Source organism: Salinivibrio costicola subsp. alcaliphilus, assembly GCF_001996185.1.
Lineage (GTDB): Bacteria > Pseudomonadota > Gammaproteobacteria > Enterobacterales > Vibrionaceae > Salinivibrio > Salinivibrio costicola.
The window spans coordinates 15229-41835 of sequence record NZ_MUFR01000007.1; the positions used below are offsets into that span (position 1 = coordinate 15229).

General features: G+C 50.6%; 19 protein-coding genes. 7 read left to right on the plus strand and 12 right to left on the minus strand.

The window, feature by feature from the left end; genetic code table 11:
* Window positions 1–149 precede the first annotated feature (149 nt).
* A complete protein-coding gene (locus tag BZJ21_RS03655) occupies window positions 150–1808 on the minus strand; it encodes a SulP family inorganic anion transporter (RefSeq protein ID WP_077669144.1) in 1659 nt (552 codons plus the stop codon).
* 212 nt (window positions 1809–2020) lie between these two features.
* Between BZJ21_RS03655 and can the strand changes: the two genes are divergently transcribed.
* The 4 genes from can (at window position 2021) to secF (ending at window position 5948) form a co-directional block, all read left to right on the plus strand.
* Window positions 2021–2695, plus strand: a complete 675-nt coding sequence (gene can / locus BZJ21_RS03660; protein ID WP_077459835.1) for a carbonate dehydratase — start codon at window positions 2021–2023, stop codon at window positions 2693–2695.
* 57 nt (window positions 2696–2752) lie between these two features.
* Window positions 2753–3160, plus strand: coding sequence for a hypothetical protein (locus BZJ21_RS03665; RefSeq protein ID WP_131826061.1), 408 nt, complete (start codon window positions 2753–2755; stop codon window positions 3158–3160).
* A 106-nt stretch (window positions 3161–3266) separates the two neighbouring features.
* Window positions 3267–5045 carry a protein translocase subunit SecD gene (gene secD, locus BZJ21_RS03670; RefSeq protein WP_077669145.1) on the plus strand — a complete coding sequence of 593 codons (1779 nt, stop codon included), beginning with the start codon at window positions 3267–3269 and terminating at the stop codon, window positions 5043–5045.
* A 12-nt stretch (window positions 5046–5057) separates the two neighbouring features.
* A complete protein-coding gene (gene secF, locus BZJ21_RS03675) occupies window positions 5058–5948 on the plus strand; it encodes a protein translocase subunit SecF (protein WP_158075497.1) in 891 nt (296 codons plus the stop codon).
* 141 nt (window positions 5949–6089) lie between these two features.
* On the opposite strand, the gene hpt is transcribed toward secF, so the two are convergent.
* Complete coding sequence (gene hpt, locus BZJ21_RS03680; RefSeq protein WP_021024183.1) at window positions 6090–6620, minus strand: hypoxanthine phosphoribosyltransferase; 531 nt, start codon at window positions 6618–6620, stop codon at window positions 6090–6092.
* Between the two features lie 347 nt (window positions 6621–6967).
* On the opposite strand from hpt, the gene BZJ21_RS03685 reads away from it, so the two are divergent.
* Window positions 6968–7573: a TetR/AcrR family transcriptional regulator gene (locus tag BZJ21_RS03685; protein WP_077669147.1), complete on the plus strand. Its 606-nt coding sequence runs from the start codon at window positions 6968–6970 to the stop codon at window positions 7571–7573.
* A 61-nt stretch (window positions 7574–7634) separates the two neighbouring features.
* Here BZJ21_RS03685 and BZJ21_RS03690 read toward each other — a convergent pair whose 3' ends face one another.
* The 6 genes from BZJ21_RS03690 to BZJ21_RS03715 all read right to left on the minus strand — a co-directional run bounded on the left by BZJ21_RS03690 (window position 7635) and on the right by BZJ21_RS03715 (window position 13762).
* Complete coding sequence (locus BZJ21_RS03690) at window positions 7635–8681, minus strand: ABC transporter ATP-binding protein (protein ID WP_077669148.1); 1047 nt, start codon at window positions 8679–8681, stop codon at window positions 7635–7637.
* Window positions 8678–10309: an ABC transporter permease gene (locus tag BZJ21_RS03695; RefSeq protein ID WP_077669149.1), complete on the minus strand. Its 1632-nt coding sequence runs from the start codon at window positions 10307–10309 to the stop codon at window positions 8678–8680. Before BZJ21_RS03695 ends, BZJ21_RS03690 begins: the two co-directional genes overlap by 4 nt.
* 63 nt (window positions 10310–10372) lie before the next feature.
* Window positions 10373–11389, minus strand: a complete 1017-nt coding sequence (locus tag BZJ21_RS03700) for a Fe(3+) ABC transporter substrate-binding protein (protein ID WP_021024179.1) — start codon at window positions 11387–11389, stop codon at window positions 10373–10375.
* A gap of 164 nt (window positions 11390–11553) precedes the next feature.
* Window positions 11554–12783 (minus strand): ammonium transporter, encoded by a 1230-nt coding sequence (locus BZJ21_RS03705; RefSeq protein WP_077669150.1) that lies wholly within the window; start codon window positions 12781–12783, stop codon window positions 11554–11556.
* Between the two features lie 17 nt (window positions 12784–12800).
* Window positions 12801–13139 (minus strand): P-II family nitrogen regulator, encoded by a 339-nt coding sequence (locus tag BZJ21_RS03710; protein ID WP_025673127.1) that lies wholly within the window; start codon window positions 13137–13139, stop codon window positions 12801–12803.
* A 239-nt stretch (window positions 13140–13378) separates the two neighbouring features.
* Complete coding sequence (locus BZJ21_RS03715; RefSeq protein WP_158009957.1) at window positions 13379–13762, minus strand: YacL family protein; 384 nt, start codon at window positions 13760–13762, stop codon at window positions 13379–13381.
* 142 nt (window positions 13763–13904) lie between these two features.
* Here BZJ21_RS03715 and BZJ21_RS03720 point away from each other — a divergent pair, with 142 nt between their 5' ends.
* The gene (locus BZJ21_RS03720; RefSeq protein WP_077669151.1) at window positions 13905–15041 is read left to right on the plus strand and encodes a glycerate kinase; all 1137 of its coding nucleotides are present in this window, start codon (window positions 13905–13907) and stop codon (window positions 15039–15041) included.
* Between the two features lie 127 nt (window positions 15042–15168).
* Here the strand turns inward: BZJ21_RS03720 and acnB are convergent, their stop codons facing one another.
* Window positions 15169–17766, minus strand: coding sequence for a bifunctional aconitate hydratase 2/2-methylisocitrate dehydratase (gene acnB / locus BZJ21_RS03725; RefSeq protein WP_021024174.1), 2598 nt, complete (start codon window positions 17764–17766; stop codon window positions 15169–15171).
* Between the two features lie 575 nt (window positions 17767–18341).
* Between acnB and BZJ21_RS03730 the strand changes: the two genes are divergently transcribed.
* The gene (locus BZJ21_RS03730; protein ID WP_077669152.1) at window positions 18342–20255 is read left to right on the plus strand and encodes a methyl-accepting chemotaxis protein; all 1914 of its coding nucleotides are present in this window, start codon (window positions 18342–18344) and stop codon (window positions 20253–20255) included.
* Between the two features lie 128 nt (window positions 20256–20383).
* On the opposite strand, the gene lpdA is transcribed toward BZJ21_RS03730, so the two are convergent.
* From lpdA to aceE, 3 genes are all read right to left on the minus strand, one after another.
* Entirely contained in the window at window positions 20384–21808 is a 1425-nt protein-coding gene (lpdA, locus tag BZJ21_RS03735; RefSeq protein WP_077660109.1) for a dihydrolipoyl dehydrogenase, read from the minus strand.
* A gap of 183 nt (window positions 21809–21991) precedes the next feature.
* Window positions 21992–23878, minus strand: a complete 1887-nt coding sequence (gene aceF / locus BZJ21_RS03740) for a pyruvate dehydrogenase complex dihydrolipoyllysine-residue acetyltransferase (RefSeq protein WP_077669153.1) — start codon at window positions 23876–23878, stop codon at window positions 21992–21994.
* A 12-nt stretch (window positions 23879–23890) separates the two neighbouring features.
* Window positions 23891–26557 (minus strand): pyruvate dehydrogenase (acetyl-transferring), homodimeric type, encoded by a 2667-nt coding sequence (gene aceE / locus BZJ21_RS03745; RefSeq protein ID WP_077660111.1) that lies wholly within the window; start codon window positions 26555–26557, stop codon window positions 23891–23893.
* Window positions 26558–26607 lie beyond the last annotated feature (50 nt).

Here is a 26607-nt window from a genome sequence, read left to right on the forward strand (position 1 = left end):
GGTAACCGGTATTGGTCTGAGAAACACCGCCACAAAAAAAGGGTTAATCGCACCGAGGGCGGCGATTAACCACGATCCATGCTATCGCGACTTTGCCTTTTGGAAATAAATGCGCGTTGAGAATAAATACGCTTTGGCAGTCAATACGCTTACGCAGGCATGACTTCGACTAATCGATTGGCCGCTTCGAGTGCAGGCTTACGCGAAGCGAAGATGTGCGCGTCACGCACCCAATCGCCAATATGCAGGCGCTGAAGTTGCTCTCGCGTTTCATCATGCGGGCAAAGTAAAAATACCGTGCAATTCGCTTCACGCGCATCTTTGATTGCGTTTTCCAATGCCAGCCCTACCGTCATGTCCAGCATAGGCACATCACTTAAGTCGAGGATCATCACCCGAAACTCACTGATATGAGCGTGCTGACGGGCAATGGCCTTTGAGACACTGAAAATCATCGGGCCAGACAAGTAGAAAAAGAGTACGTGGCCATTACTGGCATCTAAAAGCGCACGCTCTTCATCATTTAACGGCACTTCATCGTCTTCCGCATCACTGATGGCCCGTACCTGTTTTGCCTGCTCGCGACTTAATCGCTCGATCACCAGTAAGTTAGCAATAAAGACACCCAGGCCCACCGCGACAATCAGATCAACAAATACAGTCAACGCCATCACACCGTACATGATACCGGTTTGCTGCAAGCTGATTTTGTGCGCGCGATGTAGAAAGCTCCAATCGAGAATATTAAAACCGACATAAAGCGCAATACCGGCTAGCACAGCCATTGGGATCGGCGCCGTTAATGCCCCCGCCACTAACACGACTGCGGCTAAAATAGCGGCACGGAATATCCCCGATAACGGTGAACGCGCCCCGACTTGCACATTGACCACAGTGCCCATGGTAGCACCGGCCCCCGGCAGTGCGCCAAACAGGCCTGCAATCATATTGGCGACGCCCTGGCCGCGCAATTCACGGTCGGAATTATGTTCTTGGCGAGTCAGCGAGTCGGCAATCACTGCGGTCAGTAAGGTGTCTATGCATCCTAACGTCCCCAGCACCAAAGCATCAATGACCATGGTGGTAAAATGCTCGGCGGTGATATGAGGCACTACCAGCGAGGGTAAACCGGTCGGGATCTCACCAATACGGCGGATGCTCTCGGCATCAAAAAGCAGTACCGACACCAAGGTAATACTGACTAAGGCGACAAGTTGAGCCGGGATAAAACGACGATATTTGGCCGGAAAGTAAAACAAAATACCCAAGGTGAGCGCACCAAGAAAAACTTCTTTAATATCGGCATTGATCACTAAATCCGGTATCGCTGTCAGGGTGCCTAAGACGCCGCCGGACGGTGCCGCTTGCCCTAATAATGGCGCGAGTTGGAGCAAAATCAAGATCACGCCAATCCCCGACATAAAACCGGACACCACGCTATACGGCATCAAGGTTACGTATTTGCCCAGCCGCAAACTGCCAATCAGCACTTGAAACGCGCCCGCCATCATCACCACAGTAAAGCCCATGGCAAGGCCACCTTCGGGATAACGCGACATCATGGCGGTGAGTACCGCGGTCATAATGACTGTCATCGGCCCCGTGGGCTCTGATATCAGCGTCGAAGAGCCACCAAATAGCGACGCGAACAGCCCCACCAAAATCGCTCCCCATAACCCGGCCTCAGCGCCAGCACCGGAGGCAACACCAAAGGCGAGCGCCAGTGGTAATGAGATAATCGCGGTGGTCACCCCGCCGAATAAATCCCCCTTTAATGACAACTGCGCAAATCGTCCTTTATCAAACACGCACTACCTCGACTGCCGTTAAGATTATGATAGAGCGAACAGTATACGAATTTTCTCGTATTAACCTATCCGAGCAGTGGTTGAAAGCGTCACAGCGTGATCCGCTGGACGCGACCGATGTAAAAAAATGTGAATATTGATCTCAGTATATTTCACCCCTCAAGAGTGCGGTATAGTGACGATTGATAACTTTGCCAACAGACTGAGTGAGCATGGCCCAGATAAAAGCGTTATTTGCCAACAATAAAGCCTGGTCAAAAGACATTCGTGATACGGATCCCCAGTTTTTTGCCGACCTAGCGAAAGAGCAGCATCCGGAATATTTGTGGATTGGTTGTGCCGATAGCCGTGTGCCTGCTGAGCGACTAACAGGATTAGACTCTGGCGAGCTGTTTGTGCATCGCAATGTCGCCAACCAAGTGATCCACACGGATTTAAACTGCTTGTCGGTCGTGCAATATGCCGTTGATGTGCTGCAAATCAAGCATATTATTGTCTGTGGTCATTACGGATGTGGCGGGGTGCATGCCGCGATTGAAAATCCCGAGCTGGGTCTTATCAATAATTGGCTATTACATATTCGCGACCTTTACCTTAAGCATAAAAGCTATCTGAGCCAATTGCCGCCCCAAGCGCGTGGTAATCGTTTATGTGAAATCAATGTCGCTGAGCAGGTTTATCATTTAGGCAACTCCACCATTTTACGCGCCGCCTGGGAACGAGGCCAAGATGTCAATATCCATGGCTGGTTTTACGACACTACTGACGGGATCTTACGCGATCTCGGTATGACAGCGAACAGCCGTGAATCGTTAGAGATACACTATCAAGCGGCGATGAGCCATTTGGTCCCCGGCGCGGCCACACATCCTCTCTATGAAAATTAACACAATGCTGACGCTATAATGCTTGTGCGCGGTGATGAATCGTCGTACAACACGACCATGACTCCGATCACACCTTCATCCCACGCTACGCATCGCTCTCCGCTACTCTTGTGGCTGATGGCGAGCCTGATGCTGTTTGCGGTGATCGCTAATGCCGTGGCGAAATCTCATGTTTCACCGTGGCAGCCAAATCAGCAAATTCATACGCTACAACACACACCGGCCCTACTGTCGACCGCAAGAGCCAGCGTTGCACTGCCAGCCCCTTTATTGGATGACGATCCCCAACCGCCACATTTAGCCACCCTTTTTCCTCCCACGCACGTTAGCCTTGCTTGGCACCTCATCGCCTTTTTGTGCGTGCTTGGGGTGTATCTCTCCCGCCAATATCTTGCATTTTCGTTCCCCCGCCTCGGAGGCTGGCGAGAACACAATCTGCAATATCGCTTTATTCATTCGCGTTAATCGTTCGCTTTCCTGAAGGCCTGTGCGCCTTAATCCCCCAGTAGCGACATCGAGTTCACACTCGATGTGAGGTTTGCTGTGCACGATGCACAGCCAAGGATAAAAAATGAATAAAGCAACTCCCGTTAATCGGTATGCGTTGTGGCACTATGCTGTATTGGTGCTGATGCTAATCGTACTCACCATGCAGGCATTACCGAGCTTTTTTGGCGATCATCCTGTAGTGAGCGTGTCTCATCACTCTCACCACGCGCTGCAAGGCTGGCTAAACGCCCATCCAGAGGCCGTCAGTGAGGTACGTTATGACTCGCAAGGGAATGTCACCTTAATCACGCCCGATATTAGCCAGCAACAGAACGTACAACAGCAATTAAAAGGCGCCCTAGGTGCCGATGCGGAGATCACTCTCGATTATTTATCCGCAGCGCCCGCGTGGCTATCACGCCTCGGCGCCGAGCCGGTTAAGCTAGGGCTAGATCTGCGCGGTGGCGTCCAATTATTACTGTGGGTCGACACCGACCAAGCACTGACCCATCAAGCAGACGCCTTGCTCCAAAGCCTCAATCTTTGGTTAGACAGTCAGCGCTTGCCGCCGACCGCGAGCCTCAACCAGCAGGATAAAACCACGGTGCAATTGCCAATGTTAAATGCCGCTGATCGTACCAAAGTGAGCGGTTGGTTTACTGAGCATTATCCTCAATGGCGCTTTACCAGTGCCACCCATCGCTGGCAAATGACAGATACCGAGCGTGAGGCCATGCGTCATCAAGCCGTACGTCAGAATATCGATATTCTGCGCAAGCGTATCGACGCGTTAGGCGTGGCCGAAGCCAGTGTGCAGCGTCAAGGCAAAGACTATATTCGTATCGAACTACCTGGCGTGCATGATCCTAAGCAAGCCAAAAGCGTGATTGGTGCCACCGCCTCACTCGCATTCTATGCCCTCGATCCTACCAGCCCCAAACCACTCTACGATGCGCAGCACAATGCCGTCCCGCTCGCACGCCATGCCATTTTAGGCGGTGAACATATTATTGATGCGCGCACCAGTGTCGATGAGATGCGGCGTCCTCAAGTCGACATTCGCCTGGATAAACAAGGTGGCGAGACCATGCTTGCGTTTACTCGTCGGCACTTGGGCGATCCAATGGCGACCGTTTATCGCGAGTACCAAGCTAATGCGCAGGGCGATCTGGTGGCTCACGAGCGCGTGATCAACGTAGCGACCATCCAAAGTGCGCTCAGTGATCGCTTTCGGATCACGGGGCTATCGAGCCCAGAAGAAGCGCGTAACCTCTCGATGCTATTGCGTGCCGGCGCATTAACCGCCCCCATTAAAATCGTCGAAGAGCGCGCCATTGGTCCCACCTTAGGTGCTGAGAATATTAAAGCAGGCTTTTCCGCACTGGCTGTCGGCATGATCGGCATGGCTATCTTTATGGTGCTTTGGTATCGCCGTTTTGGCTGGGTGGCGATTGTGTCGCTTACTGCCAACCTCATGATGCAAGTCGGCCTTCTCGCGCTACTGCCCGGTGCTGTGCTGACGTTGCCAGGCATCGCGGGCCTTGTACTCACGGTAGGCATGGCGGTCGATACCAATGTGCTTATCTTTGAGCGTATTCGCGATCGCTTGCGAGCGGGCGCAAGCCTAGCCAATGCCATTGATACCGGTTATCGCGCGGCGTTTAGCACAATTTTTGACGCCAATATCACCACCTTGATTTCTGCGGCCTGTTTGTACGCCGTCGGCTCTGGCCCCTTACAAGGGTTTGCTACCACTCTGATTCTGGGGCTGTGCGCCAGCATGATAACCGGCATTGTTGGCACCCGAGCCATCATCAATCCGATTTGGGGGCGTGATCGCCGCCGCGCGGTGACCATTTAAGGAATGAATACCATGAACTTAACCCAAGTCCGCTATACCAGCTTCGCTCTCTCCGCGCTGCTAATGACCATGAGCATCTGGGCGATTACTTATTATGGCCTGAACCTAGGCATCGACTTTACCGGCGGTATCGTGATTGACTTCGCGCTACCAAGCTTGGCTGGCAGTGATACGCTGATCCCAGCCCTGCACAGTCAGTTTGGCGATCTGGCCACGCTCAAGGCAAGTACCACGCAGGGACAGTGGCAGTTAGTGTTGCCCCACACCTCCCAATGGCAAGATCCTCAACGGGTGATGGTACAAATCAGTACTGCGTTATCGATGCCAGTGAGTTTGATTCAAGCGGACGTGGTCGGCCCTCAGGTCGGTCAGGTCCTGTTTGAGCAAGGTGGCTTAGCCCTGCTAGTTGCCTCGTTGGCGATCGTGCTTTATTTGGCGATTCGCTTTGAGTGGCGACTCGCCCTAGCAGCCATAGGCGCGCTTGTACACGATGTCACCCTCACCTTGGGGCTACTCGCCATTCTCGCCGTGCCCATGGATCTCAATGTGATTGCCGGGTTGCTAGCTGTAATCGGTTACTCGCTCAATGACTCGATTGTGATCGGCGACCGGCTGCGCGATGTCCTAAGAGCCAAACCGAACCAATGTGTTTATATCAGCACCAATATTGCGGTCTGCGAGACCTTCTCGCGTACCTTGATCACTGCCGGGACGACGCTGTTTACCATCGGATGCTTGTTGATACTGGGTGGCGATGCGCTGTATGGCTTTGCCCTAACGCTGTTTGTGGGGGTGCTCACTGGAACTTGGTCATCGGTCGCCGTCGCATCTTGCCTACAAGAAATACTGGGGCTATCGGCTTCGCATTATCAGCGTGCGCCAGAGCATGAGGGGACGTGCTAACCCACCGAACCCGCTATGTTTCCTACAAAAGTCGCTACAAAAAGTGCCTACAAAAAAACCGAGCAAGCGCTCGGTTTTTTCATTTATCGTAATAACCACCGGCCACTCTGTGATGACAGGCGTTACGCGTCGCTGCGGAGATTAATCCAATGGAATCACTTTACCGATATACGGCAAATGGCGATATTTCTGAGCGTAATCAATCCCAACCCCGACAACAAATTCATCCGGGATGGTAAAGCCAAGCCAATCGACTGTCACATTCACTTCGCGGCGCTCGGGTTTATCGAGCAGGGTACAAATACGTACCGAGTTTGGCTCACGCAGCGATAAGATTTCGCAGACTTTACTGAGCGTGTTGCCAGTATCAATGATATCTTCAACCAAAAGAATGTCTTTTCCTTTGATGTCGTCATCCAAATCTTTAAGAATGCGCACGTCACGCGTGCTTTCCATGCTATTGCCATAGCTTGATGCGGTCATAAAGTCGACCGAATGTGGCAAGTCAATCGCGCGACATAAATCAGCCATAAAGACGAACGAGCCGCGCAGCAACCCGACCAAAACAAGGTCGTTTGAGTCTTTATAATGCTCATTGATCTCGGCGCCCAGGGCTTTTACTCGCGCCTGTACGTCCTGTTCTGAAATCATCACTTCAACGGTGTGTTTCATATCTGCCCCGATGGTTTGTCCCCACGATCGCGAGGGTCACTAACAAAGGTGGCATAGTCTAGCACTAAATCGATTGCGGATCCCAGTCACGCCGGTTGTCAGCCATTTGCATCCGCACACTAGTTAACTATCACGCTGATTGATAAGAAAAAATAATCCATGCCTGTCTTTTTAATAATGAATGACTTTTTTTGCAGACAAAATTACCGTTTTACGGCCTAGATCAGCTTTACGCCCGTTGTCAGACGATAAATAGCTGGTATAAACTCAATATCGCTAATAAGAAAATTGTTAGCACAAACAATAATTAATTTGTACAAACCAAAAATAAGTTGGCAGGTTTTAGGATGGCTCAATCAAATGAAAGAACAAGGACGCGACTGTCGCCGGAAAGACGTAAAGAGCAGTTATTAACTTGTGGTTTAGATGTCTTTGCGAAACGCGGTATTGGCCGCGCTGGGCACGCGGATATCGCAGACATGGCGGACGTTTCCGTCGCGACCGTCTTTAACTACTTTCCTACGCGCGAAGATCTTGTGGAAGAAATCCTTGCACAAACCGAAAAGCACTTTATTGCGTTGATTAATGAGTGTACCGAGCAAGATCAATCGATGCGCGGCGCATTAAACTGTATCACATCACAGATAATTGATACCGCACTCGCCGATAAAGCGTGGATGAAAGTCTGGTTTGAGTGGAGTACGTCGATTCGCGAGGATATTTGGCCACGTTTTGTCAAAGGCAGTCGAGATGCGGTTGATCAGTTCGAGAACGTATTTAAACGTGGCATCGAAAAAGGCGAAATGACAGATCGTCATCAATCCAGAGAGCTCGCCAGCATGCTAGCAGGGGTCTGCTATGTGCTATTTTTACAAGCCCACCAACAACCCGATAAAGCGGCGCTTAATGCCATGGCCCAGCATTACATTGATGTATTATGCCAGCATGGCTAAACGTCATGGCACGATAGAAAGCCAACGTCACGTTGGCTTTTTAATGCGTCATCCATGCGCGTTAGGGATCGATAAAGCTCGGCCCATCATTGAACAAGACGGGCTCATGAGAACGAATATTTAAACGCACTTTTTCTCCGACCGACAGCGGCTCTCGAGCGTGAACCGACAACTTCTGCCCATGAATATCAATGGTGTAGCGGCTGCTATCTCCCATAAACTGCTGTGACAAGACCTGTCCCTCGCCCTGATCGTCTGCCCGAATACTTAAAAATTGTGGCCGGAGTAACCACCAATGCGGGCCGGGATGACAATGTACAGGACGCGGCCAAGGGCCAAGTGGCGTCTGCATTTGCTCTTGCTCAGACACGGTTACAGGAACATAAGACCCTTGACCAAGAAAATCTGCCACAAAGCGGCTTGCAGGCTGATAATAGACCTCTGTGGTATCACCGAACTGTTCTATAAGGCCTTGATTCATTACGGCCAATTTATCGGCAAAGGCAAAGGCTTCTTCGCGACTGTGAGTCACCAAAATCGCTGTCACACCCTGTGATTTAAAAATACGCCGGATCTCTTCAATCAAGTCGTGGCGTACCTGGGTGTCAATGTTAGAAAAAGGCTCGTCCAGTAATAATAGATCGGGTTCATAGGCAAGCGCACGGGCAATCGCTACCCGTTGCTGTTGACCACCGGATAATTGATGCGGATAACGATCCCCAAGGTCAGTTAAATGGACCAATTTAAGCATGTCAGCCACTTTGCTCGCTCGCGCTTGAGTGGCCAACTGTGAAAGTCCAAACCCGATATTCTCTGCAACGGTTAGGTGCGGAAAAAGCGCATAATCTTGAAAGATCATACCGATATTACGCTGCTCAGGTGGCACAGAGTGATGCTCATTATCCATGACTTTACAGCCAATCGATAGCGTCCCTGCCGATAGCGGCATTAAACCTGCCATTGCTTTTAACAAGGTGGTTTTTCCGCAGCCACTGGCGCCGAGTAGGCAAACAATCTCTCCAGGTGCCACTTGCAGCGATAAATCTTTTAAGACAGGCGTGCCATTATAGCTGCAGGTCAGGTTTTTAATCGACAAGGCGCACTTCATTGATATTTCTGCTCCAATGACCGGTTAATCAAGATAAGCGGAATTAATCCAACCACTACCAGTAAAATTGCCGGTAATGCGGCGTACTCTAAGTGTTCATCAGAGGTAAAGTTGTACACATAGGTGGCCAGTGTTTCAAAGTTAAATGGGCGCAGTAAAATAGCCGCATTAAGCTCTTTCATCGACTCAATAAACACCAGCAGCATCGCAATAAGCGTACCACGACGAATTAAAGGCAGGTGCACGCGGCGAATGACCCCCGTGGTGGTGCAGCCCATGGTTCGCGCCGCCATATCGAGCGAAGGGGGGATTTTGGCCATGCTTGATTCGATACTACCAATGGCAACGGCACTAAAGCGCACTACAAATGCTGCCAGCAAGGCGACCATGGTCCCTGACAGTACCAGCCCTGGCCGGCCCCATCCGTAGGCGGTGGCAACATCATTAATGACATGATCACCGCGCGTAAGCACCAGCATTACCCCGATAGCGAGCACGGTGCCGGGTACCGCATAGCCCATAGATGCCAGACGCATTGGTGCAACACTAATACCATCACCACGTAAGCGACGATAGACATTCACTGTCCACGCAATAGCCACCGCAATAACAGCCGCCAACGTCGAGGTATAAAAGCTGTTATAGCTAAACGCGGCGAAATCACTGATGGCATTTTTTTCATAGTAGTGCCATGCGTACATCACCAACTGTAAAAGCGGTAAGATAAAAGCCAATGATAATAGGCTCCAGCACCAGACTACTACGCCTACTTTACGCCAGCCTCGCAAAGGCGTTTTCTCGATTGCGTCACTGCTTGAGCTTGGACTAAATTGAGCTTGTTTACGTCGTCCATAACGCTCAGCACTGATTAAAAGAAAAATCGCCATCAGCATTATCGAGGATATTTTAGCTGCTGCCGTTAAGCTTGAATAACTCAACCAAGTATCATAGACCGCCGTGGTCAGTGTGCTAACGGCAAAATAATTGACTGTACCAAAGTCGCCCAACGCCTCCATCGCCACCAGCGACGCGCCAACGGCAATGGCGGGCCGGGCTAGCGGCAAAGAAATTCGGCGAAAACTCTGAAGTGGCGAGCAACCCAACAGGCGGGCAGAATGGGTCAAGGTCACACTTTGCTCCATAAAAGCAGCGCGTGTTAATAAGTAAATATAAGGGTACAGCACCAGCGCTAAGACAAAGCAAGCCCCCGTTAGCGTGCGCATATCGGGGAACCAATAATCGGTCACGCTTTGCCATTCAAAGGCATACCGTAAAGCGCGCTGCAATGGCCCAGCATAATCAAACCAGTCCGTATAGATATAACCGATAATATACCCGGGCATCGCCAGCGGTAGGACCATCGCCCATTGCAATTGTCGGCTGCCAGGTACCTGATACATCGCCAGCATCCACGCTGTCGGGACACCCAGTATCATCGCAATCACGACCACACCAACCACTAACAGACTGGTATTTAGGGTATAGGTAGGGAGCACGGTCTGGAACAGGTGAGGAAAAATATCACCTGTATCACCAACCGCGGTGTAAAAGATCGCTAAGATCGGCAAAACCAGCAACAGGGCTAGGCCCCAGCTGCTGGTTTTTATAATGGGTAATCTATCTCGCATGGCCTACTACATTAAGGCGTCAGAGAAAGACAACAGGAGCGGTCGTCGCCCCTATGCGATGGTTTACAGGTCGAACTGAACTTCATCCAACAGCTTCACTGATTGGGCATAGTTATCAGCAATCGCCTCTAACGGCATTGGGTCGTGCTTATAATCCCCCCAAGATGCCACTAGCTCAGACTTCTCGACACCCGCTTTCACCGGCTCTTCGAAGTTAACCTCAGCATACATATGCTGCGCTTTGTCTGACGTTAAAAATTCCATAAGTTTAAGCGCGTTTTCTTGGTTCGGTGCGTACTTCGCCATCGCCATACCACTCACATTGACATGTGTCCCATGAGTATTCTGGCCCGGATAATTTAGATAAACCGCTTCCGCCCACGCTGTTTGCTCTTCATCGTTTAGCATCTTACCTAGGTAATAGCTATTCCCTAGAGACACATCACAGAGCCCTTCTTTAATCGCTTTTACTTGCGCGCGATCGTTACCTTGTGGTTTACGCGCGAGGTTATCTTTAACCCCTTCTAGCCATTCTTTGGCTTTCGCTTCACCATGATTTTCAATGATAGCGGACACAAGAGAGACATTATAAGGGTGTTTGCCTGAACGGGTACAAATCTTGCCTTTCCATTCGGGTTTTGCCAAGTCAAGATAGTCAAAATCGTCACCTAACTCGCCAACTCGCTCCCGAGAAGAATATACCGCACGTGCACGCGTTGTCAGCGCTACCCACTTATCTTCACTATCACGAAACTGTTCAGGCACATTACTATCAATCACATCGCTTTGAACCGCTTGCACCACATCTTGGTTTAACAGCTCTTTAAGGCGTGAAATATCAACCGTAAGAAGGACATCTGCTGGGCTATATTCGCCTTCCTGCTTAACCTTTTCTGCCATGCCTTTTTTAGCAAACTTAACGTTTACCTTGATGCCAGTCTCTTCAGTAAACGCATCAAACATGGGTTCAATCAAAAACGGTTGGCGATACGAGTAGACATTCACTTCTTCAGCCGCGAACGCAGTACTTGTTCCTAGCAGGCTAGCCGTCACAGCCGAGGCAATCAGCAGTTTTTTCATCGTAACAGTCCTTAAATATGATGATAAATGATAACGAATCTCACTTTCGTTAGTATACAGAGAATGACTGAATGCTCAATATCGATAGGATCAAAAAAAAACGAAACCCTACTGTAAAAATGTAAGGTTTCGTTTCAGAGTTTAACGATGTCTTATACGCGTGGCTATTTTACGCTGACAAATTCGGGATACGCATCAATACCGCAATCGTGTAAGTCCATACCCGACATCTCTTCTTCTTCGGTCACGCGAATACCCATGGTTTTCTTCAATATCCACCAAACCACGCAGCTTGCACCGAATACCCAGGCAAAAATAACGGCCGCTCCCAGAAGCTGGGCACCAAAGGTCGCTGCTGTGTTACTTAAAGGCACAACCATGAGGCCAAAGAAACCACACACACCGTGGACGGAAATCGCACCGACAGGATCGTCAATTTTTATCTTGTCGAGACCGATAATACTGAACACGACGATGGCCCCAGATACCACACCAATGATCAGTGCCGCCACTGGTGAGGGTGACAGCGGATCGGCGGTAATTGCCACCAAGCCAGCCAACGCGCCATTTAAGACCATGGTCAAATCCGCTTTCCCCCATAGGGTTTTGCATACCAGTAAGGCTGCAATAGCACCGGCCGCCGCCGCCGCATTCGTGTTGAGGAAGATTTGTCCCACCGCTGTCGCATTCTCAAAATCTGAGACCATCAACTGCGAGCCGCCATTGAAACCAAACCAGCCGAACCAAAGGATAAACGTCCCCAAGGTCGCTAACGGCAAGTTAGAGCCAGGAATCGGGTTGATTTTACCGTTTTTGCTGTACTTGCCTTTACGCGCACCTAACAAGAGCACACCGGCTAATGCCGCGGAAGCACCGGCCATGTGAACAATTCCTGAGCCGGCAAAGTCACTGAAACCGGCCTCAGATAGGAAGCCGCCGCCCCAAGTCCAATATCCTTCAACTGGATAGATCACCGCCGTCAAGATGACAGAGAAAACCAGGAACGCCCACAGCTTCATTCGTTCCGCGACGGCACCAGACACCACTGACATAGCGGTAGCAACAAACACGACTTGGAAGAAGAAGTCTGATTCCAATGAATGATCAGCCTCTGCGCCCTGTGTGCCAATCAAGGTGCCAAATGAAGGTATAAAACCCCCACCCGCATTGTCGACATACATGATGTTGTAACCGACCAGTAAATACATGGTGCACGCAATGGCATATAAGCAGATATTTTTGGTCAGGATCTCCGTGGTATTTTTAGATCGCACCAAGCCGGCTTCTAACATCGCAAAGCCCGCGGCCATCCACATCACCAACGCGCCGGATAAAAGAAAGAAAAAGGTGTCGAGCGCGTAGCGCAATTCTGTCACCGTATTAACCAGTTCCATTGTCTATACTCCCTGTATTAAATTGCTTCCAAATCCATTTCACCGGTACGAATACGCACCGCCTGCTGAAGATCGAAGACAAAGATTTTGCCATCGCCGATTTTTCCAGTCTGTGCAGCATTAGAAATCGCTTCAACGACAGAATCCACATTCTCGCTCTGTACCGCGATTTCAAGTTTCACTTTGGGTAAAAAATCGACTTGGTATTCGGCGCCACGATATAATTCTGTGTGCCCTTTTTGGCGGCCAAAGCCTTTGACTTCCGAGACCGTCATGCCATCAATACCGGCATCCGCCAACGCTTCACGAACGTCATCAAGCTTAAATGGCTTGATAATGGCGCTAATCAGTTTCATATCCTTCTCCTGAGTCCTTGTGTTTGCTTCACACTGTAGGTATCAAGAGCCGTGCCAATATTTGATGGCTTTAAAATCATGTAGTTAGAAAACAAGGAGGGGTAATTCGAGGAGTTTGCACTATAAAAGTGCGAGGTATTCACCAAGACAGCGCATCGGCAATGTGTTATTGCTCAACTGCACCATCAGCGATCATCGAAAAAACGCGAGCCGATTCCCCGCTCCGCGTTTATCTCGAGTTATCGTCGACCATAACGGATAATAAAGTCGCGATAGGCCGATAACATTTCCATAAAGTCATCATAGCCACACGCGGCACAGCTTTCTTGATCATAAAACGTCAATGCCTGCGCACTGAGGGTTGCTTGCGCCTCATCCGATGGTGTTTGTAGCATGGCATTCGCCATCACCACCACTTCATCTTTATTGGCTGTTAAGGTAAAAGTATGCCCGCGCCATTGCTGTTCGTTTTCCAGCTGAGCGAGGGCCTCGACATATTGCTCAACGTGGCTAAGCTCAGTGCCTACTTCATCGAACAACCAGCGACCAATCGCTTCATGGCCCATTGAGAACACAATGCGATAACTGTCATCAAAACTATTGCGAGAAAATTCGTAATCCACATCCACCTCCAATCTTCGCGCGGCATTGTCCGGCTTTTGCCACGAATTGCCAAGCCCAAGCTGTTATCAAGGTAGCACTTCGCTCATACTGTTTACTTCAGTTCGACTTAATGGACGACCGTCATATTGCCAAGGATAAGCCATGCATATTGTGATCGCACCGGACTCATTCAAAGAAAGCCTCAGCGCCCCACAAGTCGCTAACGCTATTCAAACAGGCATGGCAGCCGCACTGCCTAATGCCACGTTTTCACTGTTGCCCATGGCAGATGGTGGTGAGGGATTTGCACAAAGTATGCTCGAACGACTCGGTGGAGAACGTTTTCACTGTGACGTCACGGGGCCAGATTTTCGCCCGGTGACGGCCAGTTTTGTGATTAATCGTGAGCAACGACTGGCCGTGTTGGATGTCGCCAGTGCCTCAGGTTTACCATTAATGCCAAGCACCGCAAAAAATCCGCTCCATACCACCAGCTTAGGCACCGGTGAGCTGATCCGTGCAGCTCTTGATCATGACATCGATGAAATCATTATTGGTTTAGGTGGCAGTGCCACCAATGACGCGGGTGCCGGGATCCTGACCGCCTTAGGCGCGCGCCTGCTTGACGGTGCAGGCAAACCAATTATTCCGACTGGACACGGATTAGGTGCATTGATGACACTGGATCTCAGCACGCTCGATTCACGCTTGCGCGCTGTCACACTCACCGCGGCCTGTGATGTCGATAACCCGCTATGTGGACCCGATGGCGCTGCTACCGTATTTGGTCCGCAAAAAGGCGCCACGGTCAGCCACATTCGCAGTTTAGAGCAACACCTTCACCGTTTTGCCCGTATTTGTCACTATCAACTTGGCCATGCCATTGCGCACTTTCCAGGCGCAGGCGCAGCAGGCGGAATCGGTGCCGCTTTAGGCGGTTTACTCAATGCCCAGCTCGTACCCGGGGTGGAGTTGCTACTAACACGGACCCACGCGTATTCGACTCTGGCACAAGCAGATTGGATTATTACCGGTGAGGGACGGGTCGATGGTCAAACTCAGCACGGAAAAGTCCCCATGGCGCTCGCCCGGATTGGCCAATCACATCACATTCCCGTGGTGGTGATCGCCGGCAGTGTCGGTGACAACTGTGATACGCTTTATCAACACGGCGTCAAAGCGATTTTCCCCATTCAGCCAGGGCCCTGCTCATTGTCTGAGGCGCTGGTCAACACGGCAAGCAACGTCACGCGCACGACTGAGAATATTGCGCGATTAATGGATAACCCGATTAATTAATCAACCATAACACGAAGCCAGTTGGCGCTCTTTCACTCGGTCACGCACACGAAAAAAAGCGCCTCCCATAAAGATGGAAGGCGCTTTTCTTGGCGCCATGCCGAACGCTATCGGCCATCAGCGCGTCCTACACTGCGGTTTTAACAATCACATCATTGGCGATGTTGGTGTAGGCATCCATTTGATGGAAGTTAAGATAACGATAAGTATCACTTGCCGTCGCATTGATTTGCTCAGCGTACTCTAGATATTCCTTTTGAGTCGGGATCCGGCCGAGAATCGCACCGACTGCCGACAGCTCAGCCGACGCCAGATACACATTCGCGCCCGTACCGAGACGGTTTGGGAAATTACGTGTCGAGGTCGACAACACAGTCGATTTTTCCGCCACACGCGCTTGGTTACCCATGCACAAGGAACATCCCGGCGTTTCGATCCGCACCCCAGCACGACCGTAGATACCGTAATAACCTTCAGCGGTCAGCTGATCTCTATCCATCTTCGTCGGTGGTGCCACCCACATCCGAGTCGATAAGCTGCCACCGAATTTATCCAGCAATTTACCGGCTGCTCGGAAGTGACCAATGTTGGTCATACAGCTTCCGATAAAGACTTCATCGACACTGTCGCCTGCCACGTCCGACAAGGTACGCGCATCATCCGGATCGTTCGGTGCACACAAGATAGGCTCTTTGATCTCGGCCAGATCGATTTCAAGTACGTGGGCATACTCGGCATCTTTGTCCGCTTCCATCAAACTTGGGCTGTCTAGCCATTGCTGCATCGCTTGAATACGGCGCTCAATGGTACGGCGGTCGCCATAGCCTTCGGCAATCATCCACTTGAGCATCACAATGTTCGACTCAAGGTATTCGGCCACTGAGTCTTGTGACAACTTCACGGTACAACCAGCCGCAGAGCGCTCTGCGGATGCATCTGATAGCTCAAACGCCTGTTCAACCGTGAGGTGTTCAACCCCTTCGATTTCGAGAACACGACCGGAAAATTCGTTGATTTTTCCTGATTTCTCAACCGTTAACAGACCTTGTTTGATGCCGAAATACGGAATGGCATGGACTAAGTCACGCAAGGTAACACCGGGCTGCATTTCGCCTTTAAAGCGCACCAAGACCGACTCAGGCATATCCAGCGGCATCACCCCGGTTGCTGCAGCAAAGGCCACCAGACCCGAGCCGGCAGGGAAAGAAATCCCCAGCGGGAAACGCGTATGTGAGTCGCCACCGGTACCCACGGTATCAGGCAGCAGCATACGATTGAGCCAAGAGTGAATCACCCCATCGCCTGGACGCAGTGCCACGCCACCACGATTCATGATGAAATCGGGCAAGGTATGGTGTGTTTCCACGTCAACTGGCTTTGGATATGCTGACGTATGACAGAAAGACTGCATGGTCAAATCGGCGGTAAAACCAAGACACGCCAAGTCTTTAAGCTCATCACGGGTCATGGGTCCGGTGGTGTCTTGTGACCCTACCGTGGTCATTTTAGGCTCACAATAGGTATTCGGACGCACACCTTCGACGCCACAGGCTTTACCGACCATTTTTTGTGCCAGCGTAAAGCCTTTGGTGGATTCAGCCACTGGACGGGGACGGCGGAAGACGTCAGATGGCTCAAGGCCGAGACATTCACGGGCTCGATCGGTCAAGCCGCGACCGATAATCAATGGGATGCGGCCACCGGCACGTACTTCATCATACAAAATGTCGGTTTTGAGCTGGAAGGTCGACAGCACGTCATCGGTGCCATGCTTGCACACTTTACCGTCAGCGGGGTACAGGTCAATCACATCGCCCATATTGAGCGAAGTCACATCGAGCTCAATCGGCAATGCGCCCGCGTCTTCCATGGTATTAAAGAAAATAGGGGCAATTTTTCCGCCTAAACAGAAACCGCCGAAGCGCTTGTTCGGCACATTCGGAATGTCTTGGCCCATAAACCACAACACCGAGTTGGTCGCTGATTTACGTGACGAGCCAGTGCCAACCACATCACCGACATAAACCAGTGGGTGGCCTTTTTCTTCCAGCGCCTTCATTTGCTCAATGGGGCCAATGTCACCGGGTTTATCCGGTTGAATACCTTCGCGCTCGTTTTTAAGCATCGCAAGGGCATGTAAGGGAATATCTGGACGTGACCATGCATCAGGGGCGGGAGACAAGTCATCGGTGTTGGTTTCACCCGATACTTTGAACACTGTCAGTGTCACTTTTTCAGGAATCTGCGGTTTTTCCAGGTACCAATCTGCGTTGGCCCACGATTCCATCACTTGTTTAGCGTAAGCATTCCCTGCTTTCATTTTGTCTTCCACGTCATAGAAAGCATCAAACATGAGCAGGGTATGTGACAGGGCTTTGGCTGCAATTGGCGCCAGTTTTTCATCCTCTAACAACGCGATCAGAGGCTGGATGTTATAACCGCCTTGCATGGTACCGAGTAGCTCTGTGGCGCGCTCAGGGCTGATTAACGGCGATTGCGCCTCACCATTTGCCAACGCAGCTAAAAAGCCTGCTTTTACATAGGCGGCTTCATCCACGCCGGGGGGAATTCGGTTTTCCAGCAAATAAACAAGGGTTTCTTCTTCGCCAGCGGGCGGGTTTTTCAACAGTTCTATCAGACTGGCGGTTTGCTCAGCGTTCAGCGGTTTAGGCACAATACCCTGAGCGGCACGTTCTTCGACGTGTTTACGGTAGGCTTCAAGCACGACTATTTCCTCTTTTCTCGGTCAGATCGTATGATCCAACATCCTTGGAAAGTGTTAGTACTCGTATCACGCTTATCCGGCGAAGTTTATTAAAATTTTCCAGCAAGACGAGGGTTCGAGCACGTAACCGCTGCGTGAGGATAGCATTTTTAACTTAAAATTAAAATCTACCCGTTTTATGAAACATACGACCAAGGTCTTAGTGACGCAGCCCTCTATTCCCTCGTTCTCACGATCCAATTAACCGTGATTGTCGCGTTCTGTTTGATTCTATACGGTTTTTTATCACGATACAGTTAGCCATAAAAGATAACGCGATATCGATCAGGCGATGCGCCCTCCATCCCTTTTTATCGGTTTGTGTTGAAAGCGCGAGCTAAGTGTCATTTTCATCAATAATTATGGGCAAGGGCTTCAATTTTATCATTTCATCGCCGATACATTAGAAACGGTAAATGTAATTCTGCTAACTTAGATGTTGGTGCCATACACATCGTCACTTTTTTGTCACGCTAACTTGTCAACTTATCGATGATTACAAAATAGCGCGTGATAGACCACATAGAGAGAAAGGCATGAAGCTAAAACAACTCACGATTAAACAAAAGCTCGTGTTGGCATTTGTCTCAGCCGTGATCGCATCGACAGCGATCGTCAGCTACATGAGCTTAAGCCAAGCGCGCGATATTATGGAAAAGCGCCTGTTAGAGAATGAGCTTCCAACCACCCTCACTCAGTTTAGAGATACCATTGATAGTGAAGTTAACCAGCTGCAATCTGCCGCGCGTCAGCTCGCGTCAAACCCGGTGACACTCGATATTCTCAACCAAGGGATCACCCCGAGCGAAGAAGCCCGCGTGGTCAAGCAGCTTAACGTGCTACGTGACCAATACGATCTCAATGATGCCTCTATCGCTAACCGAGAGACCGGCCAATATTGGAACCAAGATGGTTTTTTACGCGTCCTCACGCGAGAAAAAGACGGTTGGTTTTATAACTTTCTCGACAGTGGCAATGCCACCATGGCGCAGGTATTCCAAGAGGATAATGGCGAGCTCAAACTTTTCGTCAACTTTCAACAGCTTAACGGCAAAGGCTTGGCTGGGTTTTCGCGTTCACTCGAAGAGATGACCCGCTTTTTGAATCAATTCAAAATCGAGCAGTCGGGCTTTGTTTTCTTAGTCAATGCCGATGGCACGGTCCAATTGCACCGTGACACCGATCTCATGGGCGAAAAAACATTGAGTGATGTGTATGGAGCACAGGCACGGAGCTTGCTCCAAAAAGGTGACTTTAACCTCCTCGATACACACATTAATGGCAAGGAAGTCCTGCTCGCCTCAAGTTATGTTCCCTCCATGGACTGGTATGTCATCGCAGATGTTCCAGCAGAAGAAGTCTTTGCACCACTCAATCAAACCCGCAATCAGATCCTGATGGTGTCTGTGGTCGTTGGGTTAGTGTTTATTGTGGTGGCCGTTTGGCTTGCGACGACCATTACCAAACCGATTCAATACGTGGCGAATGTGTTCCGTGAGATCGGCGAGGGTGAAGGCGATTTACGCCAACGAGTCGACATCGATAGCCAAGACGAAATTGGTCAGTTAGCGTCTGGGTTTAATAGCTTTGTCGACAAGATTCATCGCTTAGTCTCAGACGTTGCCAGTACCGGTGGTGAGCTTCGTCATGCCGCAGAGCAAGTCTCGTCACAAGCTAGCGCCACGCAATCTCAGAGTGAGTATCAGCGTGATCGCACCGTACAAGTGGTGACGGCGATTAATGAAATGGGCGCGACGGTGAATGAAATTGCCGGCAATGCCGCTAATGCCGCCAGTGCCGCTAACCAAGCGTCCGATGATGCAGCCAATGGCCAAGGTGTGGTCACCCAAGCGCGAGACACCATCGCCAGCCTTGCCGACGATATGGAGAATATGTCGAAAGTGATCAGTGCGCTGGCTGAAAACACCGACTCGATTGGTGGCATTTTAGATGTGATTCGTGGTATTTCAGAGCAAACCAACCTGCTCGCATTGAACGCCGCCATTGAAGCGGCACGTGCGGGCGAACAAGGACGAGGCTTTGCGGTCGTTGCCGACGAGGTGCGTAACCTGGCTAGCCGTACCTCCGATTCAACCGATGAAATCCAGACCATGATCAACCGCCTGCAGCAAGAGGCCCATAATGCTGTCAACGCAATGGAGCAAAGCCGCACCATGACAGCCGAAGGGGTCAACGCATCGGATGAGGCGTCGCTGTCACTGAACGCGATTAATGAGCAGATTATCCAAATCTCAGACATGAATACACAAGTAGCGACCGCGACAGAAGAGCAATCAACGGTGGTCAATGACATCAATCAGAATATTGAAGAGATTAATCACAGCTCGCAACAGACCGCGGATACCGCCAATACCATGGCTGAAGCCAGCGAGTCACTGCGTGATCTGTCTAAACGTCTCGATACCTTGGTGGGCAGCTTTAAGCTTTAAGCGTTAACGCTTGACCATCATACTGACTAAGCGGGCCGAGGCCCGCTTTTTTCTTCTCAATCGATATATCACCGATATAAAAAAGCCCCGCAATGCAGGGCTTAAGAAGAAACATATAAACGCGCAGTTTATTTCTTTTTCTTCGCTTTTGGATTCGGCATATCCGTGATTGAGCCTTCAAACACTTCAGCGGCCAAGCCAACAGACTCATGGAGTGTTGGGTGAGCGTGAACAGTCAACGCGATGTCTTCGGCATCACAGCCCATTTCAATCGCAAGACCGATTTCGCCCAACAGCTCACCACCGTTGGTACCGACAACGGCACCCCCGATGACACGGTGCGTATCTTTATCGAAGATAAGCTTGGTCATACCGTCAGCGCAGTCAGACGCAATCGCACGACCAGAAGCCGCCCATGGGAAGGTAGAGGCTTCGTAGTTGATGCCCTCTTCCTTACATTCTTTCTCGGTTTTACCGACCCATGCTACTTCTGGCTCAGTATAAGCAATCGATGGGATCACTTTCGGATCAAAGTAATGTTTCTTACCAGAAATGACTTCCGCAGCCACATGGCCTTCATGCACACCTTTATGCGCAAGCATTGGCTGACCAACAATATCGCCGATCGCATAGATGTGTGGCACGTTAGTGCGCATTTGCTTATCAACATTGATGAAGCCGCGATCGTCAACTTCAACCCCGGCTTGGCCGGCGTCAAGCAGTTTGCCATTCGGGCTACGGCCAATCGCAACCAATACAGCATCATAACGTACTGGCTCTGCTGGCGCTTTTTTGCCTTCCATCGTCACGTAAATACCATCTTCTTTGGCTTCTACTGCGGTGACTTTGGTTTCCAGCATCAGGTTCATTTTCTTGCTGATACGCTTGGTAAAGACTTTAATCACGTCTTTATCGGCCGCCGGGATCACCTGATCACACATTTCGACCACATCGACCTGTGAGCCTAATGCGTGATAGACAGTACCCATTTCTAGACCAATGATACCACCGCCCATCAGCAGCATTTTCTCTGGTACTTCTTTGAGCTCGAGCGCGTCAGTAGAGTCCCAGATACGTGGATCATCATGCGGGATAAATGGCAGCTCGATAGGACGAGAGCCGGCTGCGATGATCGCGTTATCAAAATTAATGGTGGTGCTTTCTTCACCCTCGACCAACAGGGTGTTGGCGCCAGTGAAACGGCCGGTACCGTTAACCACGGTCACTTTACGCTGCTTGGCCATGCCACCTAAGCCACCGGTCAACTGACCGATCACCTTGTCTTTCCAAGAGCGGATTTTGTCGATATCGGTTTGTGGCTCGCCGAAAACCACGCCATGATCAGCCATCGCTTTGGCTTCTTCGATCACTTTGGCAACGTGTAGTAGGGCTTTAGAAGGGATACAGCCAACGTTTAGACACACACCCCCTAGGGTGTTGTAACGTTCAACCAGCACTGTTTCCAAACCTAGGTCGGCACAGCGGAAAGCGGCGGAGTATCCAGCAGGACCAGCGCCAAGAACGACGACTTGCGCTTTGATTTCTTTACTCATTCTGACCTCGTTGTAGTCTTATTCCCTGACAGGCTAAGAGCGGTAGTTTTTATTGTTGTGGGTGTTTGGTGCCACAGTTTACAGCCATGTTAATGGGCTGAAAAATAAAAACCCATAGCCTGTGAGCTGCACAACAATTCCCAACCGACCCTTCACGGGCCGGTTGGGTTGTCGATGTTGCGATTACAGTACCAAACGGCGGATATCGGACATTAGACCGTTGAGGTAGCTGATAAAGCGCGCACCCTCAGCACCGTCAATCACACGGTGGTCATAAGACAGAGACAGTGGCAGCATCAGGCGAGGTTCAAAGTCCTTACCGTTCCATACTGGCTTCATTTCTGACTTAGAGACACCCAAGATTGAGACTTCTGGTGCATTAACGATTGGCGTAAACGCGGTACCGCCCAAACCACCGAGGCTTGAGATGGTAAAGCAACCGCCCTGCATATCAGAAGCAGTGAGCTTGCCCGCACGCGCTTTCTTCGAGACTGCCATCAGCTCTTCAGATAACTCGTAGATGCCTTTTTTGTTCACGTCCTTAAAGACAGGCACAACCAGACCATTTGGCGTATCAACCGCAATGCCGATGTTGACATATTTTTTCATGATCAGGCTTTCACCGTCTTCCGACAGTGATGCGTTGAATGAAGGGAAAGCTTCCAGCGCTTTAGCAGCGGCTTTCATGATGAACACCAATGGGGTGATCTTCATGCCAGACTCTTTCTTCTTCTCAATCGCGTTTTGCTCTTTACGGAACGCTTCCACTTCAGTGATATCAGCGTTATCCCACTGCGTCACGTGCGGGATCATCACCCAGTTACGTGCCAGGTTCGCACCCGAGATCTTCTTAATGCGTGACAGTGGTTTGACTTCGGTTTCACCGAATTTGCTGAAGTCCACTTTAGGCCAAGGGAGCAAGCCAAGTGCACTGCCGTCGCCTGAGCCAGATGCTGCACCCGATTCAAGGCGTTTTAGCGCGTCTTTGACAAAGCTCTGAACGTCTTCTTTCAGTACACGTCCTTTACGACCCGATCCTTTCACCTTCGCAAGGTTCACGCCAAATTCGCGGGCAAGACGACGAACAACAGGCGACGCATGCGCGTATTCTTTGTTCTCTACAAACTCGTCTTTACCGGCGTCAGCTTTAGCCGCTGGGGCGTCTGCCTTAGCCGCAGGTGCGGGTGCCGCCTTTTCAGCAGCAGGTGCCGCTGCAGGTGCAGGCGCTGCTGGTGCGCTACCAGCAACCTCGAACACCATGATGTGCGAGCCGGTGGACACTTTATCGCCCGCCGCAATTTTGATCTCTTTGACCGTACCCGCAAACGGTGCCGGTACTTCCATTGACGCTTTGTCGCCTTCAACGGTGATCAGTGACTGCTCTTCTTCAATGGTATCGCCAACGGCAACCATAATGTCAGTCACTTCAACTTCATCGCCACCGATATCAGGGACGTGAACGTCTTTGGCTTGTGCTGCTGCCGGCGCCGCTGGTGCCTCGGCTGCTGCTGGGGCGTCTGCAGCTGGAGCACTGCCACCCACTTCGAACATCATGATCAGTGAGCCAGTTGACACCTTGTCACCTGCCGCGATCTTGATTTCTTTAACGGTACCCGCAAACGGTGCAGGCACTTCCATTGAGGCTTTATCGCCTTCAACAGTGATCAGTGACTGCTCTTCTTCAATGGTATCGCCAACCGCGACCATGATCTCGGTGACTTCAACTTCATCCCCACCGATATCAGGCACGTGAACTTCTTTGGTTTCTGATGCGGCCGCTGGTGCTGCAGCAGGGGCGGCTGGCGCCGCCTCTTGAGCTGGGGCGCTTTGCGCTGGCGCATCGGCTTCGAAGATCATAATCAAAGAGCCAGTGGTGACTTTATCACCCTCGGCAATTTTGATTTCCTTGACCACACCCGCTTGTGACGCAGGGACTTCCATGGATGCTTTATCACCTTCAACGGTGATTAACGACTGTTCTTCTTCTACCTTGTCGCCAACGCTAACAAGGATCTCAGTCACTTCTACTTCATCCGCACCGATGTCAGGTACATTAATCTCGATTGACATTGTTTCAGCCTCTTACGCGAACAGCGGGTTTACTTTGTTGGTATCGATGTCGAATTTCTTAATCGCTTCTGACACGACTTTCTTATCAACATCACCACGCTTAGCCAGCTCGTTCAGTGCCGCAACCACCACATAGCCTGCGTTCACTTCAAAGTGACGACGTAGGTTTTCGCGGCTGTCAGAACGACCAAAGCCGTCTGTACCCAGCACTTTATAAGACTCAGCTGGGATAAACGCACGAACTTGGTCAGCGTAGTTTTTCATGTAATCAGTCGCAGCAATCGCAGGCTCAGATCCCATGACCGTTTGGATATAAGGCACTTTGCTTTCTGCATCTGGGTTCAGCATGTTGAAACGATCCACATCCTGACCGTCACGTGCCAGTTCGTTGAACGAGGTCACGCTGTAAACGTCAGACGCCACGCCGAATTCATCGCTGAGCAGTTTCGCTGCCTTGCGCACTTCGGTCATGATAGTGCCCGAGCCCATTAACTGAACTTTGGCTTTGTCGCCCGTGTAGGTTTCTAGTTTATAGATACCTTTACGGATACCGTCTTCCGCGCCCTCAGGCATGGCTGGCTGATGATAGTTTTCGTTCATCAGCGTCAGGTAGTAGTAGATGTTTTCTTGGTCAGGACCGTACATACGACGGATACCGTCTTGCATGATCACCGCCACTTCGTACGCGAAGGTTGGGTCGTAAGACACACAGTTAGGTACAGTGCTTGCCAGAATATGGCTGTGACCGTCTTCGTGTTGCAGACCTTCACCGTTCAGGGTGGTACGACCTGCGGTGGCACCCAATAGGAAACCACGTGCTTGTTGGTCACCCGCCATCCACGCCATGTCGCCAACACGTTGGAAGCCGAACATGGAGTAGTAGATGTAGAATGGGATCATTGGCAGATCATTAGTGCTGTAAGAGGTCGCCGCCGCTACCCACGATGACATCGCGCCTAGCTCGTTAATCCCTTCTTGCAGTACTTGGCCGCCTTGGTCTTCTTTGTAGTAAGACACCACGCCACGATCTTCTGGGGTATAGGTTTGTCCTTGCGGGTTATAGATACCCACCTGACGGAACAGACCTTCCATACCAAAGGTACGGGCTTCGTCAGCAATGATTGGCACTACGTTCTTGCCAATGCTCTTGTCTTTCAGCAATACGTTCAATGAGCGTACAAACGCCATGGTGGTAGAGATATCACGCTTCTGCTCAGACAGCAGAGCAGAGAAATCATCCAGTTTTGGCAGCGTCAGTTCTTCAGTGAACTTAGGTAAGCGCTGCGGAGTGTAACCGTGCAGGGCTTTACGGCGCGCGTGCAGGTATTCGTGTTCCGCAGATCCTTCTTCCAGTTTTAGGTAAGTCAGGTTTTGCACATCATCGTCAGACAACAAGTCTTGTAGGCCAAGACGATCACGCATAGCGTGAACATGGGTCATGTCCATTTTCTTCACTTGGTGCGCGATGTTTTTACCTTCAGCCGCTTCACCCATGCCGTAACCTTTAACGGTTTTCGCCAAGATCACGGTTGGACGGTCGTTGCACTCTTGTGCCGCTTTGAACGCAGCAAACAGTTTTGATGGCTCATGACCACCACGCTTGAGCGCAAAGATTTCTTCGTCGGTCATATCGGCAACCAGGGCTGCAGTTTCAGGATATTTACCGAAGAAGTGTTCACGCACGTAGGCGCCGTCTTTTGATTTGAAGGTTTGGTAATCGCCGTCGATGGTTTCGTTCATCAACTGCAGCAGTTTACCGGAGGTGTCTTTGGCCAGCAGTTTATCCCAGCCAGAGCCCCAAACCACTTTGATCACGTTCCAGCCAGCGCCTTTAAATAGGCCTTCGAGCTCTTGAACGATTTTACCGTTACCCATTACAGGACCATCAAGGCGCTGCAGGTTACAGTTGATCAAAAAGCACAGGTTATCCAGTTTTTCACGGGCGGCAAACGATAGCGCACCACGTGATTCTGGCTCATCCATCTCACCGTCGCCTAAGAACGCGTAAACACGTTGCTCTGAGGTGTCTTTCAAGCCACGACCGTTCAGATACTTAAGGAAACGCGCTTGGTAGATAGACGCAATAGGCCCCAGACCCATAGAAACGGTTGGGAACTGCCAGAACTCAGGCATCAGTTTCGGGTGCGGGTAAGAGGAAATACCGTTACCGTCAACTTCTTGGCGGAAGTTGTCGAGCTGCTCAGCAGTGAGACGACCTTCCACAAACGCACGCGCGTAGATGCCTGGAGAGATATGACCTTGATAATAAACCAGATCGCCACCATCTTTCTCGTTTGGCGCACGGAAGAAGTGGTTAAAGCAAGTTTCATAGAACGCAGCCGATGACTGGAACGAAGCCATGTGGCCACCCAGCTCTAAATCTTTCTTGGACGCGCGCAACACGATCATGATTGCGTTCCAACGAATGATAGAACGGATACGACGCTCCAAGTTCACATCACCTGGATAAGCAGGTTCTTGATCTGCAGGGATGGTATTTACATAGTTGGTGGTCACGCCAGTTGGCATGTCAACACCGTCTAAACGTGCTTGCCCTAAGACTTGCTCCAGAAGGAACTGGGCACGTTCTACACCTTCTTCACGAACGACTGACTCAAGAGCTTGCAACCACTCTTGGGTCTCAAGTGCGTCCACGTCATTTTTCATGACTTCAGACATGGCGATCTATCCTTTCGTTGATTGACTCGTACAAAACAAACGTTGTCGCA